The following is a 21,198-nucleotide window of genomic DNA, read 5'->3' on the forward strand; positions in this document are numbered from 1 at the left end:
GACTGGATGAAGATCATCATCCTCGGAGCAGGGCAGGTGGGCGGTTCCCTGGCGGAACATCTGGCCAGCGAAGCCAACGACATCACGGTGGTCGACACCGACGGCGATCGCCTGCGCGATCTCGGCGACCGCCTGGACATCCGCACTGTACAGGGCCGCGGTTCGTTCCCCACGGTGCTGCGCCAGGCCGGCGCCGACGATGCCGACATGCTGGTCGCGGTGACCAACAGCGACGAAACCAACATGGTCGCCTGCCAGGTCGCCCATACCCTGTTCCACACCCCGACCAAGATCGCCCGGGTCCGCGAAGCGGCCTACCTGACCCGCGCCGGCCTGTTCGACAACGAGGCGATTCCGGTCGACGTGCTGATCAGCCCGGAACAGGTGGTGACCAATTACATCAAGCGCCTGATCGAACACCCCGGCGCCCTGCAGGTGATCGACTTCGCCGAAGGCAAGGCCCAATTGGTGGCGGTCCGGGCCTATTACGGCGGGCCGCTGGTGGGGCAGCAACTGCGCCAGCTGCGCGAGCACATGCCCAACGTCGACACCCGCGTGGCGGCGATCTTCCGCCGTGACCGGCCGATCCTGCCCCAGGGCGATACGGTGATCGAGGCCGACGACGAAGTGTTCTTCATCGCCGCCAAGGCCAACATCCGCGCGGTGATGAGCGAGATGCGCCGCCTCGACGAATCCTACAAACGCATCGTCATCGCCGGCGGCGGGCAGATCGGCGAACGCCTGGCCGAAGCCATCGAAAGCCGTTACCAGGTGAAGATCATCGAGATGAACCCGGCGCGTTGCCGCTACCTCTCGGACAACCTCGACAGCACCGTGGTCCTGCAAGGCAGCGCCTCGGACCGCGACCTGCTGATGGAAGAGAACATCGCCGACGCCGATATCTTCCTGGCCCTGACCAACGACGACGAGGCCAACATCATGTCCTCGCTCCTGGCCAAGCGCCTGGGGGCGAAGAAGGTGATGACCATCATCAACAACCCGGCCTATGTCGACCTGATCCAGGGCGGCGATATCGATATCGCCATCAGCCCGCAGCTGGCCACCATTGGAACCCTGCTGGCCCACGTGCGCCGTGGCGATATCGTCAGCGTGCACTCGCTGCGCCGTGGCGCGGCGGAAGCCATCGAGGCGATCGCCCATGGCGATGCCAAATCGAGCAAGGTGATCGGCCGCGCCATCGAGGACATTGCGCTGCCGCCAGGCACCACCATCGGCGCGATCATCCGCGACGAGGAAGTGCTGATCGCCCACGACGACACGGTGATCGAGGCCGGCGACCACGTGATTCTGTTCCTTGTGGATAAAAAACATATCCGCGATGTGGAGAAGCTGTTCCACGTGGGCTTGAGCTTTTTCTGATCCGGGACCTGCGCTGTCAGGACCGGCCAATCGCGAGCAAGCTCGCTCCTACAATGAGAGACGTACATCCCTGTAGGAGCGAGCTTGCTCGCGATAGCTGTCTCGAATACGCCACATAACCGTCGAAGGAACCCTCCCCATGCTCGAATCCCTGGAAAAAATGCTCGCCAAGGGCATGGATAACTCGCTGCTGCGCTTCGGCCTGGGCAAGGGTTATCTGGATCTGCACGAATACGCCAAGGCCGCCGAACACCTGCAACGCTGCGTCGGTTTCGACCCCAAGTATTCGGCGGCGTGGAAGCTGCTGGGCAAGGCCTATCAAGGCCTGGAGGACTATCCGGCGGCGCGCCAGGCCTGGGAGCAGGGCCTGGAAGCAGCCCGCGGGCATGGCGACAAGCAGGCAGAAAAGGAAATGACGGTGTTCCTCAAGAAGCTCGAGCGCCAGGGCAAAGGCGGACTGTAGGTAGCCGCTGCCGAGCTTGCGAGGCTGCGTACGAGGACGTAGTCCTCGCTAAACCTGAACACCGGGATTGTCAGACGAATCGCAGCGCCTGGTCTTGCGACCGCTTCGCGGCCGATCGCAGCCTCGCAAGCTCGGCAGCGGCTACAGAGGCGATGTCCGAATGCTTCACAGGTAACGCAGGCCGATACCCTCGGCGTCCACCAGCACCACCTCCATCTTCACCCGCGGCGCGTTCATCGGCAGGCCTTGCACCTGGCCGTAGACCACCGCGCCCTTGGGCAGCGCCGCCAATGCCGGGTGCTTGACGTACACCCCGCTGGCGGACAGGTTGCGCGTCTGGCCCAGGCACTCGCCGAAACTTTCGTGTTGGATCTTGATCCTCAGGGATTTGCGCGAATCGGGCATATGCTGTGCTCTGCTTCAGCCTTTGTGGATAACCTTGGGCGAAAGGTTATCCACAGATCGTGCCAGGCGGTCAGTACCAGCGTTCTTCGCCAGGCGGACGTTTCTTGAAACGCTTCATGCTCCACATGTACTGGCTCGGATAAGCCCGCACATAGCGCTCGACCACCTGGCTCATCGCCGCGCAGGAGGTTTCGGTGTCGGTGCTGTACATCGCGTCCGGCGCGGCTTCGAGGATCACCTTGTAGCCCGAACCGTCGGGCAGGCGCAGCGCATGCAGGAACACCCCGACCGCCTTGCCGCCGGCGAGCATGTTCGGCACGAACTTGCTGGTCAGCGCCTGGGTGGCGAAGAAGGGCACGAAGATCCCGGCGGATTCGGCCGGTTCCGGGTCGGCGGGAATGCCCACCGCCCCCCCTTTGCGCACTTCCTTGATGACGCTGAGGATGCCTTCCTTGGTCGAGGCCGCCACCCGGTTGCCCAGCTGGACCCGCTGCTTGCGCAGCAGTTCGTCCACCGCCTTGAGCTTCGGCGGGCGGTAGAAAATGATCGGTTTGCACTGGCTGCAATAGAAGTGGTTGAGCACTTCCCAGTTGCCCAGGTGGCTGGTGATGCCGACCACGCCCTTGCCCGACGCCAGCGCTTCTTGCAGCACCTCGAGGCCCTCGACTTCACGCACCAGGGCGATCGAGCGCTCGGCCGGCCAGATCCAGGCGCAGGCGCTTTCAGTCAGGGACTTGCCGATGTCTTTCAGGCTCTGTCCCACTAAACGCTCGCGCTCGGCGGCGTCCATCTGCGGAAAGCACTTGGCCAGGTTGATCCGCACCACATCGCGGGAACGGTTGGGGGTCTTCCACATGATCCAGCCGATGGCCGAACCGACCGCCTGCACCGCGCGCCAGGGCAGCAGGGCAAACAATCGCAGAGCGCCTACCAGCAGGGCGCCTTTAAACTTATCCACAGGTGACTCCTGATATCCGGGTCATGAACCTTGTCGCAAGCCGGTTATTCTAACCGGCCATCACAGGCTGTGTGAAAACGTCGCGAGTGAAGGCAAGACAAGGCAAAAACAGGCGAGGAAGCGGAGTTTAGGGGCCCTAAATGAGCATTCCGAGCCTGTTTTTAACGCCGTATTGCCGAACGCAGCAGTTTTCACACAGCCTGTGGAGCGAGGATGGCGTAGCGATCGCAGTCGCGGGTGTGATCCATGACCATGCCCGAAGCCTGCATCAGCGCATAACAAATGGTCGGCCCGACAAAGGTGAAGCCGGCCTTTTTCAAGCCGCGGCTCATCGCCTCGGCCTCTGGAGTCACCGCCGGGACCTCGCTGCGATCCTTGAAATGATTGACCCTGGGCACCCCGCCGACGAACGACCAGAGGAATTCCACCGGGTCTTCCAGCTCCATCCAGGCCTGGGCGTTGCGCCGGGCGGCAGAGAGTTTGAGACGGTTGCGGATGATCCCGGGATCGAGCATCAACTCATCGATTTGTGCATCGCTCATCTGCGCCACGCGCTGCACATCGAAGCCGAACAGCACCTGGCGATAACGCTCGCGCTTCTTCAGGACGGTGATCCAGGACAGGCCGGCCTGGAACCCTTCGAGCAATAACAACTCGAACAAACGCTGCGCGTCGCGTAGCGGCACGCCCCACTCCTGATCGTGGTACGCCATGTACAGGGGATCTTCGTTGCACCAAAAGCAGCGTGGCATAAGGCTCCAGTGGGCGTGCGCACAACTGAATCGGGTATACTCCCGCTCTTTAAATCGCAGCCCAAGTAACAGGTGAATTTCGTGAGCCAGCCTACGCCAGCCGTGCGTACCTTCCAAGACTTGATCCTCGCCCTCCAGCAATACTGGGCCGAGCAAGGTTGTGTGGTACTTCAGCCCTACGATATGGAAGTAGGCGCCGGCACTTTCCATACCGCCACGTTCCTGCGCGCCATCGGCCCGGAAACCTGGAACGCCGCTTATGTGCAGCCCAGTCGTCGCCCGACTGACGGCCGCTACGGCGAAAACCCGAACCGTCTGCAGCACTACTACCAGTTCCAGGTGGTCTTGAAGCCGAACCCGGAAAACTTCCAGGAGCTGTACCTGGGCTCGCTCAAGCACGTCGGCCTCGACCCGCTGGTGCACGACATCCGTTTCGTCGAAGACAACTGGGAATCGCCGACCCTCGGCGCCTGGGGCCTGGGCTGGGAAGTCTGGCTCAACGGCATGGAAGTGACCCAGTTCACCTACTTCCAGCAAGCCGGTGGCATCGAGTGCTACCCGGTGACCGGCGAGATCACCTACGGCCTGGAACGCCTGGCCATGTACCTGCAGGGCGTGGATTCGGTCTACGACCTGGTCTGGGCCGACGGTCCGTTCGGCAAGGTGACCTACGGCGACGTGTTCCACCAGAACGAAGTGGAGCAGTCGACCTACAACTTCGAACACGCCAACGTCGAGAAGCTGTTCGAACTGTTCGATTTCTATGAAAGCGAAGCCAAGCGCCTGATCGAGCTGGATCAGCCGCTGCCGTTGCCGAGCTATGAAATGGTCCTCAAGGCCTCGCACACCTTCAACCTGCTGGATGCCCGTCGCGCGATCTCCGTGACCGCACGCCAGCAGTACATCCTGCGTGTGCGCACCCTGGCGCGTTCCGTTGCGCAAGCCTACCTGCTGGCCCGCGCCAAGCTGGGCTTCCCGATGGCAACCCCGGACCTGCGTGATGAAGTGTTGGCTAAGTTGGAGGCGGCACAATGAGTGCGCAAGATTTTCTGGTTGAACTGGGCACTGAAGAACTGCCACCCAAAGCCCTGAACACCCTGGCCGAAGCCTTCCTGGGCGGTATCGAAAAAGGCCTGCAGGCCGCCGGCCTGAACTTCGAGACCAAGCACGTCTACGCCGCGCCGCGCCGCCTGGCGGTGCTGATCAGCGGCCTGGCCACCCAGCAGCCGGATCGCAGCATCAACCTCGACGGCCCACCGCGCCAGGCCGCCTTCGACGCCGAAGGCAACCCGACCCAGGCCGCCCTGGGCTTCGCCAAGAAATGTGGCGTGGAGCTGAGCGAAATCGACCAGAGCGGGCCGAAGCTGCGCTACAGCCAAAGCATCAAGGGCAAGCCGACCGCCAGCCTGCTGCCGACCATCGTCGAAGACTCGCTGAACGACCTGCCGATTCCGAAACGCATGCGTTGGGCTGCGCGCAAGGAAGAGTTCGTGCGTCCGACCCAATGGCTGGTAATGCTGCTGGGTGACCAGGTCATCGACTGCACCATCCTCGCTCAGAAAGCCGGTCGCGACTCCCGTGGTCACCGCTTCCATCACCCGCAAAGCGTGCGCATCACCTCGCCGGCCAACTATCTGGACGACCTGCGCGCCGCCTACGTGCTGGCCGACGCCAACGAGCGTCGCGAGCTGATCAGCAAGCGCACCGAAGAACTGGCGCGCCTGCAGGAAGGCACCGCCATCGTTCCAGCTGATCTGCTGGACGAAGTGACCGCCCTGGTGGAATGGCCGGTGCCGCTGGTGTGCTCGTTCGAGGAGCGTTTCCTCGAAGTGCCGCAGGAAGCCCTGATCACCACCATGCAGGACAACCAGAAATACTTCTGCCTGCTGGACGTCGACGGCAAGCTGCTGCCGCGTTTCATCACCGTGGCCAACATCGAAAGCAAGGACCCGCGCCAGATCATCGAGGGCAACGAGAAAGTCGTTCGCCCACGCCTGACCGACGCCGAGTTCTTCTTCAAGCAGGACAAGAAACAGAAGCTCGAAGACTTCAACCAGCGCCTGCAGAACGTGGTGTTCCAGGAGAAGCTGGGCAGCGTCTACGACAAGGCCGAGCGCGTCTCGAAACTGGCCGCGTTCATCGCCCCGCGCATCGGCGGCGACGCCCAGCGTGCCGCGCGCGCGGGCCTGCTGTCGAAGTGCGACCTGGCCACCGAAATGGTCGGCGAGTTCCCGGAAATGCAAGGCATCGCCGGTTACTACTACGCCCTCAATGACGGCGAGCCGGAAGACGTCGCCCTGGCGCTGAACGAGCAATACATGCCGCGTGGCGCCGGCGCCGAACTGCCAAGCACCGTCACCGGTGCCGCCGTGGCCATCGCCGACAAGCTCGACACCCTGGTCGGCATCTTCGGCATCGGCATGCTGCCAACCGGCAGCAAGGACCCGTACGCGCTGCGTCGTGCCGCTCTGGGCGTGCTGCGCATCCTGATCGACAAGAAGCTCGACCTGGACCTGACCGAAGCCGTGGCGTTCGCCGTCAGCGCGTTCGGCAGCAAGGTCAAGAGCGCCGGCCTGGCCGATCAGGTCCTGGAGTTCATCTTCGACCGTCTGCGTGCGCGTTACGAAGACGAAGGCGTGGATGTCGCCACCTACCTGTCGGTCCGTGCCCTGAAGCCGGGTTCGGCCCTGGACTTCGACCAGCGCGTGCAGGCCGTGCAGGCCTTCCGCAAACTGCCGGAAGCCGCCGCATTGGCCGCGGTGAACAAGCGCGTCTCGAACCTGCTGAGCAAGGTCGAAGGCAGCGTGCCGACCACCGTGGAAGCCAAGTACTTCGACAACGCCAACGAGTTCTCCCTGTACTCGGCGATCCAGCAAGCGGACCAGGCCGTGCAGCCAATGGCCGCGGCGCGCCAGTACAGCGAGACCCTGGCCCGCCTGGCCGCCCTGCGCGAGCCGGTCGACGCCTTCTTCGAGAAGGTGATGGTCAACGCCGAAGACGCCAACGTGCGGGCCAACCGCTACGCGCTGCTGGCACGTCTGCGAGGTCTGTTCCTCGGTGTCGCCGACATCTCGTTGCTGGGGTAAGGCGTACGTGAAACTGCTGATTCTCGATCGGGACGGAGTGATCAATTACGACTCCGACGCTTACATCAAATCGGTGGAGGAGTGGATTCCGCTCCCCGGCTCGGTCGAAGCCATCGCGCAGTTGAGCAAGGCCGGCTGGACGGTAGCGGTCGCTACCAACCAGTCGGGCATCGCTCGCGGTTACTACGATGTCGCCACCCTCGACGCCATGCACGAGCGCCTGCGCGCTCTGGTGGCCGAGCAGGGCGGCGAACTCGGCCTCATCGTGTACTGCCCCCATGGCCCGGACGAAGGTTGCGCCTGCCGCAAACCCAAGCCCGGCATGTTGCAGACCATTGCCCGGCACTACGCAGTGGATCTGGCTGGTCTATGGTTTGTGGGCGACAGTCTCGGTGACCTGGAAGCCGCAAAAGCCGTCGACTCTCAGCCAGTTTTGGTAAAGACCGGGAAGGGCGAAAAGACCCTGGGGAAAACCCTACCGGTAGGCACCTTGATTTTTGACGACCTGGCGGCAGTTGCCGCTGAACTTATCCACAATTAGAGTCCTTCTGAGATCCTGACCAAGGATTGTTCGGGAGTGCGCTTTTTTAGAGGCGGGCAATGCCCGCAACGGTAAACGCCGCTATGTCGATCCTGCAGGCAATCAGAACCTTCTTCTTTTACCTGCTGCTGGGCACCAGTTCGTTGCTGTGGTGCTCCCTGAGCTTTTTTATCGCGCCCTTCCTGCCGTTCAAGGCGCGCTATCGCTTTATCAACGTCTATTGGTGCCGCTGCGCATTGTGGCTGACCAAGGTGTTTCTCAAGATCAACGTGGAAGTGAAGGGTGCGGAAAACATCCCCGAGCGCCCTTGCGTGATCGTCTCGAACCACCAGAGCACCTGGGAGACGTTCTTTCTCTCGGCCTATTTCGAACCGCTGAGCCAGGTGCTCAAGCGGGAGCTGCTGTATGTGCCGTTCTTCGGCTGGGCCATGGCCATGCTGCGTCCGATCGCCATCGACCGCGACAATCCCAAGGCCGCGCTCAAGCAGGTCGCCAGCAAGGGCGACGAGCTGCTCAAGGACAATGTCTGGGTACTGATCTTCCCGGAAGGCACCCGGGTGCCTTACGGCCAGATGGGCAAGTTCTCCCGCAGCGGCAGCGCCCTGGCGGTCAATGCCGACTTGCCGGTGCTGCCGGTAGCGCACAACGCCGGCAAATACTGGCCGAAGACCGGCTGGGTCAGGCACCCCGGCACCATCACCGTGGTGATCGGTGCACCGATGTACGCCGAAGGCTCCGGACCACGGGCCATCGCCGAGCTCAACGACCGGGTCGCGGCCTGGAATGAGCAGGCGCAGCGGGACATGGGTTCGCTGCCTCCGGTAGCCGCGGCTCCGGACAAAATGGCCATCTGAGTTTCTGTGGATAACCTGTGTACCGTTTTATTGGAAATCGCTATATAAAATCCGTAAATAGATGATTTATATACATATTTCCTAAACCCATAAAACACCGGAAAACGTGCATAAGTTTTCTGGATACGAAAAAACCGGCCTGGAGCCGGTTTTTTTTCGCCTATCGATATTCAGTCCGTGAGCAGAGGTAATTGCAGGCTGAAGGTCGTCCCCTCGCCGACCACGCTACGGCAGACAATCCGCCCTTCATGCCGGTCGACCACCGCCTTGACCATCGACAACCCCAGCCCCAGGCCTTCGCTGCCCTGGGCCGAGGCGAAGCGCTGGTACTGCACGAACAACTGCGGCAGTTCATCGGCCGCAATGCCTTTGCCCTGGTCGGTGATATCGCAGGTCAGCCAACCCTCCGTACACGCGATTTGCACCCGGACAGTCGAGCCCGACGGGCTGTACTTGATGGCGTTTTCCAGCAGGTTGAACAAGGCCCTGGTCAGCAGGGACTGATCGGCCAGCACCATGCCTTCGGCATCGTCGTCGAGGTCATGCACCAGCTGGATGTTTTTCAGCTGGGCGATGGTCATGGCCTGGTCGAACGCATCCAGCACCAGCATGGCGAACATGCTCGGCTGGAACTGATAGGCCTCGGACTCGGCCTTCGCCAGTTGCACAAAGGCTTCGGTGAGCCCCAGGGCGCGACGCACCTGGAGTTCGATCTGACTGTAGATCCGCGTGTCGCCCGAGCCCTGGTGCCGCTGTACATCGAGCAAGGCCAGGATCGCCGAATGAGGCGCGCGCAGGTCATGGGACAGGAAGCGCAACAGGGTGGCTCGCTGCTGTTCGGCGTCCCGTTCCAGGCTCAGGTCAGTGAGGCTCAGCAGCCAGCCGATCGGCGTATCGCTGTCGATCGGCAGCAAGGGCGCCAGGTCCACGCGCAGGCTGCGCTGCTCAATATCGCGAAACTCCAAAGGCTGCAGCTGCGACAGGGCAGGGCGTTGCCCGTCCTGCAAACCGGGATAACCCAGGCCGGCCAACTGGTGGACCAAGTCCTCGCCGATCAGCGCGTTGCCAAACACTTCGCGAGCATTGCGGTTGGCCAACAACACTCGGCCGTCCGGATCGCTGATCAGGGTGGCCACCGGCAGGTATTCCAGGCCGTCGGCAATGAACCGGCGGGTGTCGCGGGTGCGGCTCAAGGCCTGCTCCAGGGCCACGATCTGCCCCTGCAGTACATCCCCTGCGGGAGCCTGGGTGCGTCGGCGCTCGGGCAGTACCTTAGGCTCGCTGTCCAGGCGTGCCAGCTCCCAGCCGAAGTAGGCCAGGATCACGCTCAGTCGGCGCCAGTTCCAGATCAGGTAGGCCAGCAGCATCCCCAACAGGCTGGCCACCGGCGGCCACCACAATCCCAGGCGCAGCAGCCCGGCCGAGCCGAGCAGGGCAGCCGCCATGCAGGCCAGGGTCAGCCACAACGCATGCCGCGGCCGCACCAGCAGCAATCCCAGCAAGGCCGCAACCAGCAGCACCGACAGCGCCGCGACCGGCCATTGCCCGAGGGCGACGATGGTGCGCTGCTGCAACAAGCCATTGAGCAGGTTGGCCTGGATCTCGATACCTGGGGTGGTGCCGACACTGGCCGACTGCGGGGTGACATAGCGGTCACCCAGGCCGGGCGCGGTAGTGCCGATCAGGATCAGCTTGTCGCGCAACAGCTCCGGCGGGACTTCGCCGCGCAATACGCTGACATAGGGAACACTGGGGAAACCGCCATGGGGACTGATGAAGGGGATGCGTACTGGGTTGCTGCGCAGCCAGCCCTGGGCGATCTGCGCGGTGTCCGAACCGGGCATCGACAGGGCCGTGCCCGGGTATGCCTGTTGATAAAGCAGCCAGGCCAGTTGCGCCTTCGGTGCCTGCGGTGGGCCTTCGCGCAGATAGACGCTGCGAACCGTGCCGTCGGCGTCGGCCTCGGCATTGATATGGCCGACCGCCTTGGCGCACTGACTCAACGCCGGCACCGGTTCGATCTCGCCCAGCGGCTGGCCGTAGCGGGCCACGCTCTCGCGCAGCAGGGGCAGGAATACCTTGCCCTCGCGGCAGACCGCCTGGGCCAGTCGTTGATCGTTTTCGGGAATGCTGTCGGGTTCGCTGAAGATCACGTCGAACAACACACCCTGGACCTTGGCCGCCGTCAGCCGATCCAGCAGGTCGGCGTGCAGGGTACGCGGCCAGGGCCACTGGCCCAGCTGCTGCAGGCTGTAGTCGTCGATGGTGATCATCAGCAGCCGCGAATCGACCGGCAGCGGGCTGAGCCGCCGCAGGTTGTCATACAGCAGGTTATTCAGCGCCAGCCCGTGGCTCAACGACAGCAGGGCGGTCAAGGGCAGCAGGATCAGGCTGACCCATGCCCATTCCCGCACCAGACCGCCAAACAGTCGCTGGGCTTGCGTCGGCTCCCGGCCCTCGGGTCGGCGCCAGCGCCTCACCGACAAACCGCCGCGCACTTACTGAACACGCGTGGTCCTGGGGTAATAGAAGATGTCATAGACGCCCGTCTCTCCTTCGAGTCCGTGCTCATCGAAAGCAGAAAGGCGGACATGATAAAAAAACGCTTCCAGGCCGCTGAAGTTGACTTCCGGCGTGCTGGAGAACTGTTCCTGCTTGATATTGAGGAAGCTTTTGTCAGTCGCCACCTGGGCCCGGTAACGCTTGGCGCCCGGCAAGGGCTTCATGATCAGTTGCCAGACCGGCAGATCGCCCGTCTGGCCCGCCTGGCCCATCAGTTGCGGCGCGGGTAACAGATCGACTGGCTTCAGCGGGCCTTCTTTCTGGATGCGCAAACCCTGGCGAGCCATGACCTGGACTTCACCGGGAACCGGCCCGACCGGTTTATCCACAGGGCGTTTCTTGCCCTGGGTCTTTTTCGGCGCTTCGTCGTCTTCGCGGTTGACCGCTACCTGGCCGTTGAGCACTTCCACCAGCGACTGCTGATCGTCGTTACGAACCCGGAAGTGCGTGCCGCGTACGCCCAGCACGCCGATCGGCGTGACAATCTGGAAACGGTCGTAATCGCTCGGGCGCTTGATGACATAGGATTCGATCTGCCCCTGCTCGAGCGCGACCTGGGGGATCGCATGTTCTTCGTTCAGGTGCAGGGTGATCTGGGAACTGGAGGGCAGTACCACCAGCGAACCATCGCCCAGGGACAGGCTGACGAATGCCGAAGGCGAGGTCTTCACCCCTTCGAGTTCATCGACGCTCATGCCTTCTTCCAGGGGCACCTGGTTACCCTTGGCATCCAGCTTCCAGGCTTCGCCCGTGAGGTGCTCGACCGTCGCCGGCAACGGCTGGCCACGGCATTGCTGGTTTTCATCGATATAGAGAGGGCGCTTGGGTGCTGCAACGGCAGCCTGCACCGTGGAAAAGGCCAGTGCGCTACCGAGAAGAAACGACACGAGCATGGCCCGGTGGCGGATGTACAAGGAGGTCATGGGTTCATAGGTCCGTAGTCGCGCTCTTCTGAAGTCCGTGCCATTAGAACTGCATTGTTAGCGTTCTGACCATACCTCTCGAACCAAGGCCGGCCAGGGTCATTCCCTTACGGGACAAACAGCACAACCGCTGGAGAGCGGCTGCGCTGTTTGGCTCCATGCCGGCCGGATGCGAATCGGCGCATCCGGCCGCACAGGTCAGTCTCGCTCGATGGAGATCAACCGATAGGCCAGGGCTCCCAGCCCTGCGCCCAACAGAGGTGCTACCCAGAACAGCCACAGCTGGGACACTGCCCACTCACCGGCGAAGAAAGCTACCGCGGTGCTGCGGGCCGGGTTGACCGAGGTATTGGTGACCGGAATGCTGATCAGGTGGATCAGGGTCAGCGTCAGGCCAATGGCAATCGGGGCAAAACCAGCTGGAGCACGCTTGGCGGTGGCACCCAGGATGATCAGGAGGAACATCGCCGTGAGCACAACTTCGGTCAACAGCGCAGCAAACATCGAGTAGCCACCAGGCGAGTGCTCACCATAGCCATTGGCCGCGAAGCCCGCCGACGCGTCGAAACCGACCTTGCCGGAAGCGATCAGGAACAGCACGCCACCCGCGGCGAGTCCACCGAGAACCTGGGCGACGATATATGGCAGCAGCCGGCTACCCGGGAAACGCCCACTCAACCACAGGCCAACCGAGACCGCGGGGTTGAGGTGAGCCCCGGAAATCGGACCCAATGCGTAAGCCATGGTCAGGACGCTCAGGCCAAAGGCCAGGGCTACCCCCAGATAACCGATCCCGAACTGCGGAACGCCGGCCGCCAGCACGGCGCTCCCGCACCCACCCAGGACCAACCAGAACGTACCGAAAAACTCAGCGCCGAATGTCTTCATCAGAGGCCTTCACAGATAAAAAATGAGGAGTTGTTTGTTGGCTGGCGGCGTCGTGGGGCCGCGCGGGAGAGGAGGGATGACACATCCCTGTGTCGAAGCATTACGTCCTGAGGAGGCACTCCCTGTATTCCCCTGTACTGCAAATCGAGGCCAAGCCTCGGTCTGACGCCCGCCAATCCGGCGGTTGACACTCCCTGTGTCGGAGCACTTCCGAATGCCCCTGTGTGCCACTCAGCGACTACGAATTTACCGGCATGGTGTGGAGGCCGGGCCGGTTTGCAATATTTGTTCAGAATTGTCTGATCTAGAACACCCAACGCTGCTGCTCCTGATAGACCATAGGCTGAGTCATCTGTGGCGCGCTGATCGGGGCGAATCCCTGGGAATCGCTGAACCCGATAGTGGTTACGGACGGACTGAAATAGCGCTGCACCGGCAAGGCGTAGTCCGAAGACGGCAGCGCAGGCTGCTCCGCGGTCGACCCCAAGCCCAGGCAAGCCGCGAGCATCAGTGTGGTAAATCGAGCCAGGCCCGCTGCCCGCGCAATGCCTGCGTAGAGCAACCGCCCCTTCCCCAGAATGTTCCCCATAGTCCTTTTCCTCGCACATTCGAGCCGGTATCGTTCTGCAATGAATGCAGGCCGGATGGACAGTACTCCTGTCGGCTACCGGCTATATGACATCAGCGTATCGAGCAAAGGTATGAACCAGAGCAATTCGCCACAATTGTTCAGATTCGTCTGATCAGCCTAAACTCAGCGCCAGGTAAGGCCTCAAATAAAGCCATCAGCATTCTCTCGCGATAAAAGGAACTGCCCCGCATGCGTGTCGCAATACTGGATGACGAGCCCGCCGAACTGGCGCGGGTGGAACAGACACTGCGACAGATCCCCGGCCCCGGGGAACAGCCATGGACGCTGCACAGCTTCGAGCGTGGCGAGGACCTGCTGCGGCAGCTGCGGCGCGAAACCTTCGACCTGCTGATTCTTGACTGGCAGCTGCCGGACCTCAGCGGACTGTCGTTGCTGCGCTGGACCCGTGAACACATGGAGGCGCCACCGGCGGCCATCATGCTCACCAGCCGCGATGCCGAGAGCGATATCGTCCAGGCCCTGAACACCGGTGCCGACGACTATGTGAGCAAACCTTTCCGCCCCAACGAACTCAAGGCACGGGTAACCGCCGTCCTGCGGCGTCACGGCTTGCAGCGATCGGCAGCCGTCGAGGTGCAAACCTTCAACGACCTGGCTTTCGATGACGCCGAGCTGACCGTGACCCGAGCCGGCAACCCGATCAGCCTCACCGAACGCGAGTACCGCCTGGCCCGCTGCCTGTTCGCCAACCTGGGTCGGCCGTTATCCCGGGAATACCTCTACGAACGTTTCTGGACCCACGAGGAAATCGTCTCCTCCCGTCCCCTGGACACTCACATCTACCGCTTGCGCAACAAGCTGGGGTTGACCGCGGATCGTGGCTGGCAGTTGCTGACCATCTATGGTTATGGCTATCGCCTGGAAAGTGTTTCAGCGGCGGAGTAGGGCGGCCCTTTTAGCCGGGCAATAAAAAAGGCCAACGCTGAGCGTTGGCCTTTTTCATTTCGGCGATGCAACCCGGATCAGAAGTCCAGGTTGGATACCGCCAGGGCGTTGCTTTCGATGAAGTCACGACGAGGCTCGACCGCATCACCCATCAGGGTGTTGAAGATCTGGTCGGCGCCGATGGCGTCTTCGATGGTGACCTTGAGCATGCGGCGCACGCTTGGGTCCATGGTGGTTTCCCACAACTGATCCGGGTTCATCTCGCCCAGACCTTTGTATCGCTGGATGGTGTGGCGCTTGGTGCTTTCGGTCATCAGCCAGTCCAGGGCTTCCTTGAACTCGGTCACCGCCTTCTTGCGCTCGCCGCGCTGAATATAAGCGCCTTCGTCCAGCAGGGAGCTCAGTTGAGCACCGAGGGTGACGACGGTCTTGTAGTCATTGCTGCCGAAGAAGTCGCGGTTGAAGGTGACGTAGTTCGACAGGCCGTGGGAGATCAGTTCGACCTCTGGCAGCCACACATTACGTTCACGGTCTTCACGCAGGCTGGCCTTGTAGACCAGGCCGGACTTCTCGACGGTGCGCAGGCGGACTTCATATTGGGCCAGCCAATCCTGCATGGCCGCGTGATCGGAGAGTTGCTCCAGGCTCACGGCCGGCAGGTAGATGAAGTGCTCGGTCAGCTCTTGAGGGTACAGGCGCGACAGACGCTTGAGGGTCTTCATGACCATGCGGAAGTCGTTCACCAGACGCTCCAGCGCCTCGCCGGAAATACCCGGTGCTTCTTCGTTCAGGTGCAGGCTCGCATCCTCCAGGGCCGACTGCGTCATGTACTCTTCCATGGCGTCGTCGTCTTTGATGTATTGCTCTTGCTTGCCTTTCTTGACCTTGTACAGCGGCGGTTGAGCGATGTAGATGTAGCCACGCTCGATCAGCTCCGGCAACTGACGGAAGAAGAAGGTCAGCAGCAGGGTACGGATGTGCGAACCGTCGACGTCGGCGTCGGTCATGATGATGATGTTGTGATAACGCAGCTTGTCGATGTTGTACTCTTCGCGGCCGATGCCGCAACCGAGTGCAGTGATCAAGGTGCCGACCTCTTGCGAGGAAATCATCTTGTCGAAGCGCGCTTTCTCGACGTTGAGGATCTTGCCCTTGAGCGGCAGGATCGCCTGGGTCTTACGGTTGCGTCCCTGCTTGGCGGAGCCGCCAGCAGAGTCACCTTCCACCAGGTAGAGTTCGGAAAGGGCAGGGTCTTTTTCCTGGCAGTCCGCCAGTTTGCCCGGCAGGCCGGCGATATCCAGCGCGCCTTTACGACGGGTCATCTCACGGGCTTTACGCGCCGCTTCACGGGCACGGGCGGCGTCGAGCATCTTGCCGACCACCAGTTTGGCTTCGTTCGGGTTTTCCAGCAGGAAGTCGGAGAAGTACTTACCCATTTCCTGTTCGACCGCGGTCTTCACTTCGGAAGACACCAGCTTGTCTTTGGTCTGGGAGCTGAACTTCGGATCCGGCACCTTGACCGAAATGATCGCGGTCAGGCCTTCGCGGGCATCGTCACCGGTGGTGGCGACCTTGTGCTTCTTCGCCAGGCCTTCCTGCTCGATGTAGTTGTTCAGGTTACGCGTCAGCGCCGAACGGAAGCCCACCAGGTGGGTGCCGCCGTCGCGCTGCGGAATGTTGTTGGTGAAGCACTGCAGGTTCTCGTTGAAGCTGTCGTTCCACTGCAGGGCGATTTCCACGCCGATGCCATCTTCACGCTGCACGTTGAAGTGGAACACCTGGTTGACCGCAGTCTTGTTGGTGTTCAGGTATTCAACGAACGCACGCAAGCCGCCTTCGTACTTGAATAGCTCTTCCTTGCCGCTGCGCTCGTCCTTCAGAACGATACCGACACCGGAGTTGAGGAAGGACAGTTCACGAATCCGCTTGGCCAGGATGTCCCAGCTGAAGTGGATGTTCTTGAAGGTCTCGCTGGAAGCCTTGAAGTGAATCTGGGTACCGGTGGTTTCGCTGTCACCGACGATCGCCATAGGCGCCTGAGGCACACCGTGAACGTAGGTCTGTTCCCAGATCTTGCCACTGCGGCGAACGGTCAGGACCAGCTCTTCGGACAGGGCGTTCACTACCGACACACCCACACCGTGCAGACCGCCGGATACTTTGTAGGAGTTATCGTCGAACTTACCGCCGGCGTGCAGCACAGTCATGATGACCTCGGCTGCGGAAACGCCTTCTTCTTTATGCACGTCTACCGGGATGCCGCGACCGTTGTCACGCACGGTAATGGATTCGTCCGGGTGGATGATGATGCTGATGTCGTCGCAATGGCCGGCCAGAGCTTCGTCGATCGAGTTATCGACCACCTCGAACACCATATGGTGCAGACCGCTGCCATCGTCGGTGTCACCAATGTACATACCGGGACGTTTGCGTACGGCATCCAAACCTTTCAGCACTTTAATGCTGCTCGAGTCGTACGTGTTTTCTTCGCTCATGCCTTCACTCCCGATGGTCGTGGGTCTGGGTGATACGGCCCTGTTCCACGTGGAACAGGGCAACTGGCGTTTCCGTCTGCCAGCCTTCCCTCAATAATTCGTGGTCTACACAGGTGATGAACACCTGGCAGCGTAAGTCTTCCAACAAGCGACAAAGTGCGCGGCGATGCTGCTCGTCCAGTTCGGACGGCAAGTCATCCACCAGATAAATACACTGACCGCGCCGGGCCTGGCTGACCAGATGCCCCTGGGCGATCCGCAAGGCACAGACCACCAACTTCTGCTGACCGCGGGACAAGATGTCCGCAGCGTTGTGTGCGCCCAATCTGAGACGCAAATCAGCACGTTGGGGGCCGGCCTGGGTATGACCCATTTGCTGATCACGATGGAGGGAGGTCGCGAGCACTGCACTGAGCTCTCGCTCTTTATCCCAACCACGGTAATAGCTAAGCGTTAAGCCCTCGAGCTCTACCAGCTCGCTCAAGGTCCGCTCAAAGACTGGTTTCAAGGCTTTGATATAAGCGCGGCGGTATTCATCAATTTCAGCGCTGGCCTGACACAGTTCCCTGTCCCAGGCTGCTTGCGAAGCGGCGTCAAGTGTACCATGCCGCAGCCATGAGTTCCGCTGCCGCAGGGCCTTCTGCAAGCGCTGCCAGGTTGACATGAAGCGGGGTTCCACGTGGAACACGCCCCAATCAAGGAACTGGCGCCTGATTTTCGGAGCACCTTCCAGCAGGCGGAAACTGTCCGGGTTGATCAACTGCAGGGGTAGGATCTCCGCCAGCTGCGCCGCGCTGCGGGCGTTCTGCCCGTCGATACGGATCTGGAATTCACCCTGCCGGTCGCGAGATATCCCCAGACTGCTATATCCGCCTTCTGCCAGCTCGACCTGACCGAACACCGTACAGGCGAGTTGCTCGTACTGGATCACCGGCAATAAACGGGCACTGCGAAACGAGCGAGCAAGCCCCAGCAAGTGGATGGCTTCCAGCACGCTGGTTTTGCCACTGCCGTTGGCGCCGTAGAGGAGATTGATGCGGGGAGAGGGGGAGAAGGTCACCGGGTGCAGATTGCGCACCGCGGTGACCGAGACGCGACTGAGGGACATCTAGCTTCTGCTAAGCATGATTACAGGCGCATCGGCATGACAACGTAGGCCGAGTCGTCGTTGTCGGATTCCTGCACCAGCGCACTGCTGTTGGAATCGGACAGGATCAGGCGTACCTGTTCGGTGGTCATCACGCCCAAGACGTCGAGCAGGTAGCTCACGTTGAAGCCGATCTCCAGCGAACCGCCGTTGTATTCCACGCCGACTTCTTCTTCCGCCTCTTCCTGCTCCGGGTTGTTCGCCTGGATTTTCAGCTGACCGTTGGCCAGTTGCAGACGGATACCGCGGTACTTCTCGTTGGACAGAATCGCGGTACGGCTGAAGGCCTCCCGCAGCGCCTGACGGTCGCCCAGTACCAGCTTGTCACCGCCCTTAGGCAGCACACGCTCGTAGTCCGGGAACTTGCCGTCGACCAGCTTGGAGGTGAAGGTGAACTCACCGGTAGTAGCACGGATATGGTGCTGACCCAGCACGATGCTGACGATGCCATCCGGCTCGGTGAGCAGGCGGGCCAGTTCCAGGATACCTTTGCGCGGCACGATCACCTGGTGGCGATCCGGCTGACCGATATCGGCCTGCATCGAGCACATGGCCAGGCGGTGACCGTCGGTGGCCACGGCGCGGATGATGCCGGCGGAGACCTCCAGCAACATGCCGTTGAGGTAATAACGCACGTCCTGTTGGGCCATGGCGAAGCTGGTGCGCTCGATCAGGCGGCGCAGCTTGCTCTGTTCCAGCTGGCAGGTCAGCGAGCCCGGGCCTTCTTCCACGGTCGGGAAGTCGTTGGCCGGCAACGTGGACAGGGTAAAGCGGCTACGGCCAGCCTTGACCACCAGCTTCTGCTCGTCGACCTTGATGTCGATCAGCGCATCGTTCGGCAGGCTCTTGCAGATGTCCATCAGCTTACGCGCCGGGACAGTGATTTCGCCTGGCTCCGCCGGCTCTTCCAACTGCACGCGACCGACCAGCTCGACTTCCAGGTCGGTACCGGTCAGCGACAGTTGCTGGCCTTCGACAACCAACAGCACGTTGGAAAGTACCGGCAAGGTCTGACGACGTTCGACGACGCCGGCGACCAGTTGCAGGGGTTTCAACAGGGCTTCGCGTTGAATGGTGAAATGCATGGTCTAGTCCCTTGCCTTAATAAGCTGCGCTGGAGTCATCAAGTGGTCAGAGTACGCAGCAGGTTCTTGTAGTCCTCGCGGATGTCCGCGTCGGATTCCTTAAGTTCATTGATCTTGCGGCATGCGTGCAAGACCGTAGTGTGATCGCGGCCGCCGAACACATCGCCGATTTCCGGCAAGCTGTGGTTGGTCAGTTCCTTGGACAAGGCCATGGCTACCTGGCGCGGACGCGCGACAGAACGCGAGCGACGCTTGGACAGCAGATCGGAGATTTTGATCTTGTAGTACTCGGCGACAGTGCGCTGAATGTTATCCACAGAGACCAGCTTGTCCTGCAGGGCCAGCAAGTCTTTCAGCGATTCGCGAATCAGCTCGATGGTGATATCGCGCCCCATGAAGTGCGAGTGGGCGATGACACGCTTGAGCGCACCCTCCAGCTCACGCACATTGGAGCGAATCCGCTGGGCAATGAAGAACGCCGCATCGTGAGGCAGTTCGACTTTGGCCTGGTCGGCTTTCTTCATCAGGATCGCGACGCGGGTTTCCAGTTCCGGTGGCTCTACCGCCACCGTCAGTCCCCAGCCGAAGCGCGATTTCAGGCGTTCTTCCAGGCCTTCGATTTCCTTCGGATAGCGGTCACTGGTGAGAATCACCTGTTGACCGCCTTCGAGCAGGGCGTTGAAGGTGTGGAAAAACTCTTCCTGGGAACGCTCCTTGCGGGCGAAGAACTGGATATCGTCGATCAGCAACGCATCCACCGAACGGTAGAAGCGCTTGAATTCGTTGATCGCGTTGAGTTGCAACGCCTTGACCATGTCCGCCACGAAGCGCTCGGAATGCAGGTACACGACCTTGGCATTCGGGTTCTTCTTTAATAGGTGGTTACCCACAGCGTGCATCAAGTGGGTCTTACCCAAACCTACGCCCCCATAAAGGAAGAGCGGGTTGTAACCATGCTTGGGGTTGTCGGCTACCTGCCAGGCCGCGGCGCGGGCCAGCTGGTTGGACTTGCCTTCCACAAAGTTTTCGAAGGTAAAGGTGCGGTTCAGGTAACTGGTGTGCTTGAGCGCACCTTCCACCTGAACGGTGCGCTGTTCGGCGCGTACTGGAGCCTGCTGCGAGCTGGCCCCCGCCATCGGGTCGAAGCTGTCACGAGAGGGTTCTTCGCTGACTTCGGCGGCTTTCTGGGTCGCCGGTTTGGTCGGTGCGGCCGGAGCAGGTGCTGCGACTGGGGCGGCAGCTGCAGCCTGCTGAACCTGAGAGGCAACCGCGGCGGCCAGCGGAGCATTGGGTGCCGCACGAGGAGCGGAACTGCGTTTGCTGCCTATTAATAAGGAAAGCGCCGGCGCCATGCCATTGCCATGCTCATCCAGCAGCTCGAGCACGCGGCCCAGGTACTTTTCGTTGACCCAATCGAGAACAAAACGATTCGGTGCGTATACACGCAACTCGTCGCCTTCGGCTTCGACCTGTAGCGGACGGATCCAAGTGTTGAATTGCTGGGCAGGCAGCTCATCACGCAGAAGCTCCACGCACTGCTGCCAAAGTTCCACTGACACGGATATCCCCTAAGTTGAAAGCCGGTGAGGCAAAAACAAGCCGCCATTGTAGCGACCAGACGCACACTTATCCACATGTAGGTTGATCACAGGGGACTATGAATCAACGCTTTATCCCGAAAAAACACGACCAATGGTATGTGCATAAGCTCTGTGGATAACCATGCCTGAGGGCATTGCACAACTGGGGGCGAAAATCGGTGGATAACCCGCTTGTGGATAACTCACCTTTCCACACACAGCTTTTCCGATAGCGCAGCACAGGCAGAGCACTGTTTCTCGACAGTGTTGTCATTCTCTGTACACCACGGTCTACAAGGGCTGAATGTAGTTATCCACAGATAGAGGCATCCCTAGCCTTTATAAGCTTTACAGAAAAGCTTTAAATAATTCCCTTCTTTATTTTTATATCTGGTTGACCGGGTTCTTCAGTCTTCGATGTGGACATACCCAGACAAAGGAAAAGCTGGTTGGAAATTGACCTAGAGGCTTGCTTTCTCTAGAATCGCCGATCTCTTAAAACGGGGGCCATTCCGGCCCGTTGTGGACGAACCAGGTAACAC

General features: G+C 61.1%; 18 protein-coding genes. 7 read left to right on the top strand and 11 right to left on the bottom strand.

What is annotated here, in order from left to right; all coding sequences use genetic code 11:
• Nucleotides 1-6 precede the first annotated feature (6 nt).
• Both trkA and BMY68_RS14695 read left to right on the top strand, forming a co-directional pair.
• On the top strand, nucleotides 7-1,380 hold the full coding sequence (trkA, locus tag BMY68_RS14690) for a Trk system potassium transporter TrkA (protein WP_009041479.1): 1,374 nt from the start codon (nucleotides 7-9) through the stop codon (nucleotides 1,378-1,380).
• Between the two features lie 139 nt (nucleotides 1,381-1,519).
• Nucleotides 1,520-1,843, top strand: a complete 324-nt coding sequence (locus BMY68_RS14695; RefSeq protein ID WP_009041478.1) for a tetratricopeptide repeat protein — start codon at nucleotides 1,520-1,522, stop codon at nucleotides 1,841-1,843.
• Nucleotides 1,844-2,008: 165 nt separating this feature from the next.
• On the opposite strand, the gene BMY68_RS14700 is transcribed toward BMY68_RS14695, so the two are convergent.
• The 3 genes from BMY68_RS14700 to tag all read right to left on the bottom strand — a co-directional run bounded on the left by BMY68_RS14700 (nucleotide 2,009) and on the right by tag (nucleotide 3,958).
• Complete coding sequence (locus tag BMY68_RS14700; protein ID WP_009041477.1) at nucleotides 2,009-2,248, bottom strand: pilus protein PilZ; 240 nt, start codon at nucleotides 2,246-2,248, stop codon at nucleotides 2,009-2,011.
• Between the two features lie 70 nt (nucleotides 2,249-2,318).
• Entirely contained in the window at nucleotides 2,319-3,206 is an 888-nt protein-coding gene (locus tag BMY68_RS14705) for a lysophospholipid acyltransferase (protein WP_009041476.1), read from the bottom strand.
• 191 nt (nucleotides 3,207-3,397) lie between these two features.
• Nucleotides 3,398-3,958 carry a DNA-3-methyladenine glycosylase I gene (gene tag, locus BMY68_RS14710; protein WP_085532626.1) on the bottom strand — a complete coding sequence of 187 codons (561 nt, stop codon included), beginning with the start codon at nucleotides 3,956-3,958 and terminating at the stop codon, nucleotides 3,398-3,400.
• A gap of 81 nt (nucleotides 3,959-4,039) precedes the next feature.
• Between tag and glyQ the strand changes: the two genes are divergently transcribed.
• From glyQ to BMY68_RS14730, 4 genes are all read left to right on the top strand, one after another.
• Complete coding sequence (gene glyQ, locus BMY68_RS14715; RefSeq protein ID WP_003177094.1) at nucleotides 4,040-4,993, top strand: glycine--tRNA ligase subunit alpha; 954 nt, start codon at nucleotides 4,040-4,042, stop codon at nucleotides 4,991-4,993.
• Nucleotides 4,990-7,044, top strand: coding sequence for a glycine--tRNA ligase subunit beta (glyS, locus tag BMY68_RS14720; RefSeq protein WP_062824137.1), 2,055 nt, complete (start codon nucleotides 4,990-4,992; stop codon nucleotides 7,042-7,044). The genes glyQ and glyS overlap by 4 nt, the downstream gene beginning before the upstream one ends.
• A gap of 7 nt (nucleotides 7,045-7,051) precedes the next feature.
• Nucleotides 7,052-7,585, top strand: a complete 534-nt coding sequence (gmhB, locus tag BMY68_RS14725) for a D-glycero-beta-D-manno-heptose 1,7-bisphosphate 7-phosphatase (protein WP_009041473.1) — start codon at nucleotides 7,052-7,054, stop codon at nucleotides 7,583-7,585.
• Between the two features lie 83 nt (nucleotides 7,586-7,668).
• Nucleotides 7,669-8,439, top strand: a complete 771-nt coding sequence (locus BMY68_RS14730) for a lysophospholipid acyltransferase family protein (RefSeq protein WP_009041472.1) — start codon at nucleotides 7,669-7,671, stop codon at nucleotides 8,437-8,439.
• Between the two features lie 170 nt (nucleotides 8,440-8,609).
• On the opposite strand, the gene BMY68_RS14735 is transcribed toward BMY68_RS14730, so the two are convergent.
• The 4 genes from BMY68_RS14735 to BMY68_RS14750 form a co-directional block, all read right to left on the bottom strand.
• Nucleotides 8,610-10,925: a CHASE2 domain-containing protein gene (locus BMY68_RS14735; RefSeq protein ID WP_009041471.1), complete on the bottom strand. Its 2,316-nt coding sequence runs from the start codon at nucleotides 10,923-10,925 to the stop codon at nucleotides 8,610-8,612.
• Between the two features lie 12 nt (nucleotides 10,926-10,937).
• The gene (locus BMY68_RS14740) at nucleotides 10,938-11,924 is read right to left on the bottom strand and encodes a FecR family protein (protein ID WP_085532628.1); all 987 of its coding nucleotides are present in this window, start codon (nucleotides 11,922-11,924) and stop codon (nucleotides 10,938-10,940) included.
• Between the two features lie 198 nt (nucleotides 11,925-12,122).
• Nucleotides 12,123-12,812, bottom strand: a complete 690-nt coding sequence (aqpZ, locus tag BMY68_RS14745) for an aquaporin Z (RefSeq protein WP_007921032.1) — start codon at nucleotides 12,810-12,812, stop codon at nucleotides 12,123-12,125.
• Between the two features lie 304 nt (nucleotides 12,813-13,116).
• Nucleotides 13,117-13,401 (bottom strand): hypothetical protein, encoded by a 285-nt coding sequence (locus tag BMY68_RS14750; RefSeq protein ID WP_009041469.1) that lies wholly within the window; start codon nucleotides 13,399-13,401, stop codon nucleotides 13,117-13,119.
• A 231-nt stretch (nucleotides 13,402-13,632) separates the two neighbouring features.
• Here BMY68_RS14750 and BMY68_RS14755 point away from each other — a divergent pair, with 231 nt between their 5' ends.
• Nucleotides 13,633-14,349 carry a response regulator transcription factor gene (locus tag BMY68_RS14755; protein WP_009041468.1) on the top strand — a complete coding sequence of 239 codons (717 nt, stop codon included), beginning with the start codon at nucleotides 13,633-13,635 and terminating at the stop codon, nucleotides 14,347-14,349.
• 77 nt (nucleotides 14,350-14,426) lie between these two features.
• Here BMY68_RS14755 and gyrB read toward each other — a convergent pair whose 3' ends face one another.
• From gyrB to dnaA, 4 genes are read right to left on the bottom strand one after another with little or no spacing between them, the layout of a single operon-like run.
• Nucleotides 14,427-16,844, bottom strand: a complete 2,418-nt coding sequence (gene gyrB / locus BMY68_RS14760) for a DNA topoisomerase (ATP-hydrolyzing) subunit B (RefSeq protein ID WP_007924471.1) — start codon at nucleotides 16,842-16,844, stop codon at nucleotides 14,427-14,429.
• 4 nt (nucleotides 16,845-16,848) lie between these two features.
• Entirely contained in the window at nucleotides 16,849-17,952 is a 1,104-nt protein-coding gene (recF, locus tag BMY68_RS14765; protein WP_085532630.1) for a DNA replication/repair protein RecF, read from the bottom strand.
• Between the two features lie 20 nt (nucleotides 17,953-17,972).
• Entirely contained in the window at nucleotides 17,973-19,076 is a 1,104-nt protein-coding gene (gene dnaN / locus BMY68_RS14770; protein ID WP_007924473.1) for a DNA polymerase III subunit beta, read from the bottom strand.
• A 38-nt stretch (nucleotides 19,077-19,114) separates the two neighbouring features.
• Complete coding sequence (gene dnaA, locus BMY68_RS14775; protein WP_007924474.1) at nucleotides 19,115-20,635, bottom strand: chromosomal replication initiator protein DnaA; 1,521 nt, start codon at nucleotides 20,633-20,635, stop codon at nucleotides 19,115-19,117.
• Nucleotides 20,636-21,198 lie beyond the last annotated feature (563 nt).

The sequence above is a fragment of the Pseudomonas sp. NFACC41-3 genome, from assembly GCF_900109505.1.
GTDB lineage: Bacteria > Pseudomonadota > Gammaproteobacteria > Pseudomonadales > Pseudomonadaceae > Aquipseudomonas > Aquipseudomonas chlororaphis.

What these genes read in the sequence shown, in the direction of transcription:
- BMY68_RS14740 (WP_085532628.1), bottom strand. Translation starts at nt 11,924, where the DNA reads ATGACCTCCTTGTACATCCGCCACCGGGCCATGCTCGTGTCGTTTCTT.
- recF (WP_085532630.1), bottom strand. Translation starts at nt 17,952, where the DNA reads ATGTCCCTCAGTCGCGTCTCGGTCACCGCGGTGCGCAATCTGCACCCG.
- BMY68_RS14755 (WP_009041468.1), top strand. Translation starts at nt 13,633, where the DNA reads ATGCGTGTCGCAATACTGGATGACGAGCCCGCCGAACTGGCGCGGGTG.
- glyS (WP_062824137.1), top strand. Translation starts at nt 4,990, where the DNA reads ATGAGTGCGCAAGATTTTCTGGTTGAACTGGGCACTGAAGAACTGCCA.
- tag (WP_085532626.1), bottom strand. Translation starts at nt 3,958, where the DNA reads ATGCCACGCTGCTTTTGGTGCAACGAAGATCCCCTGTACATGGCGTAC.
- BMY68_RS14730 (WP_009041472.1), top strand. Translation starts at nt 7,669, where the DNA reads ATGTCGATCCTGCAGGCAATCAGAACCTTCTTCTTTTACCTGCTGCTG.
- BMY68_RS14700 (WP_009041477.1), bottom strand. Translation starts at nt 2,248, where the DNA reads ATGCCCGATTCGCGCAAATCCCTGAGGATCAAGATCCAACACGAAAGT.
- BMY68_RS14695 (WP_009041478.1), top strand. Translation starts at nt 1,520, where the DNA reads ATGCTCGAATCCCTGGAAAAAATGCTCGCCAAGGGCATGGATAACTCG.
- gyrB (WP_007924471.1), bottom strand. Translation starts at nt 16,844, where the DNA reads ATGAGCGAAGAAAACACGTACGACTCGAGCAGCATTAAAGTGCTGAAA.
- BMY68_RS14750 (WP_009041469.1), bottom strand. Translation starts at nt 13,401, where the DNA reads ATGGGGAACATTCTGGGGAAGGGGCGGTTGCTCTACGCAGGCATTGCG.
- aqpZ (WP_007921032.1), bottom strand. Translation starts at nt 12,812, where the DNA reads ATGAAGACATTCGGCGCTGAGTTTTTCGGTACGTTCTGGTTGGTCCTG.
- trkA (WP_009041479.1), top strand. Translation starts at nt 7, where the DNA reads ATGAAGATCATCATCCTCGGAGCAGGGCAGGTGGGCGGTTCCCTGGCG.
- dnaN (WP_007924473.1), bottom strand. Translation starts at nt 19,076, where the DNA reads ATGCATTTCACCATTCAACGCGAAGCCCTGTTGAAACCCCTGCAACTG.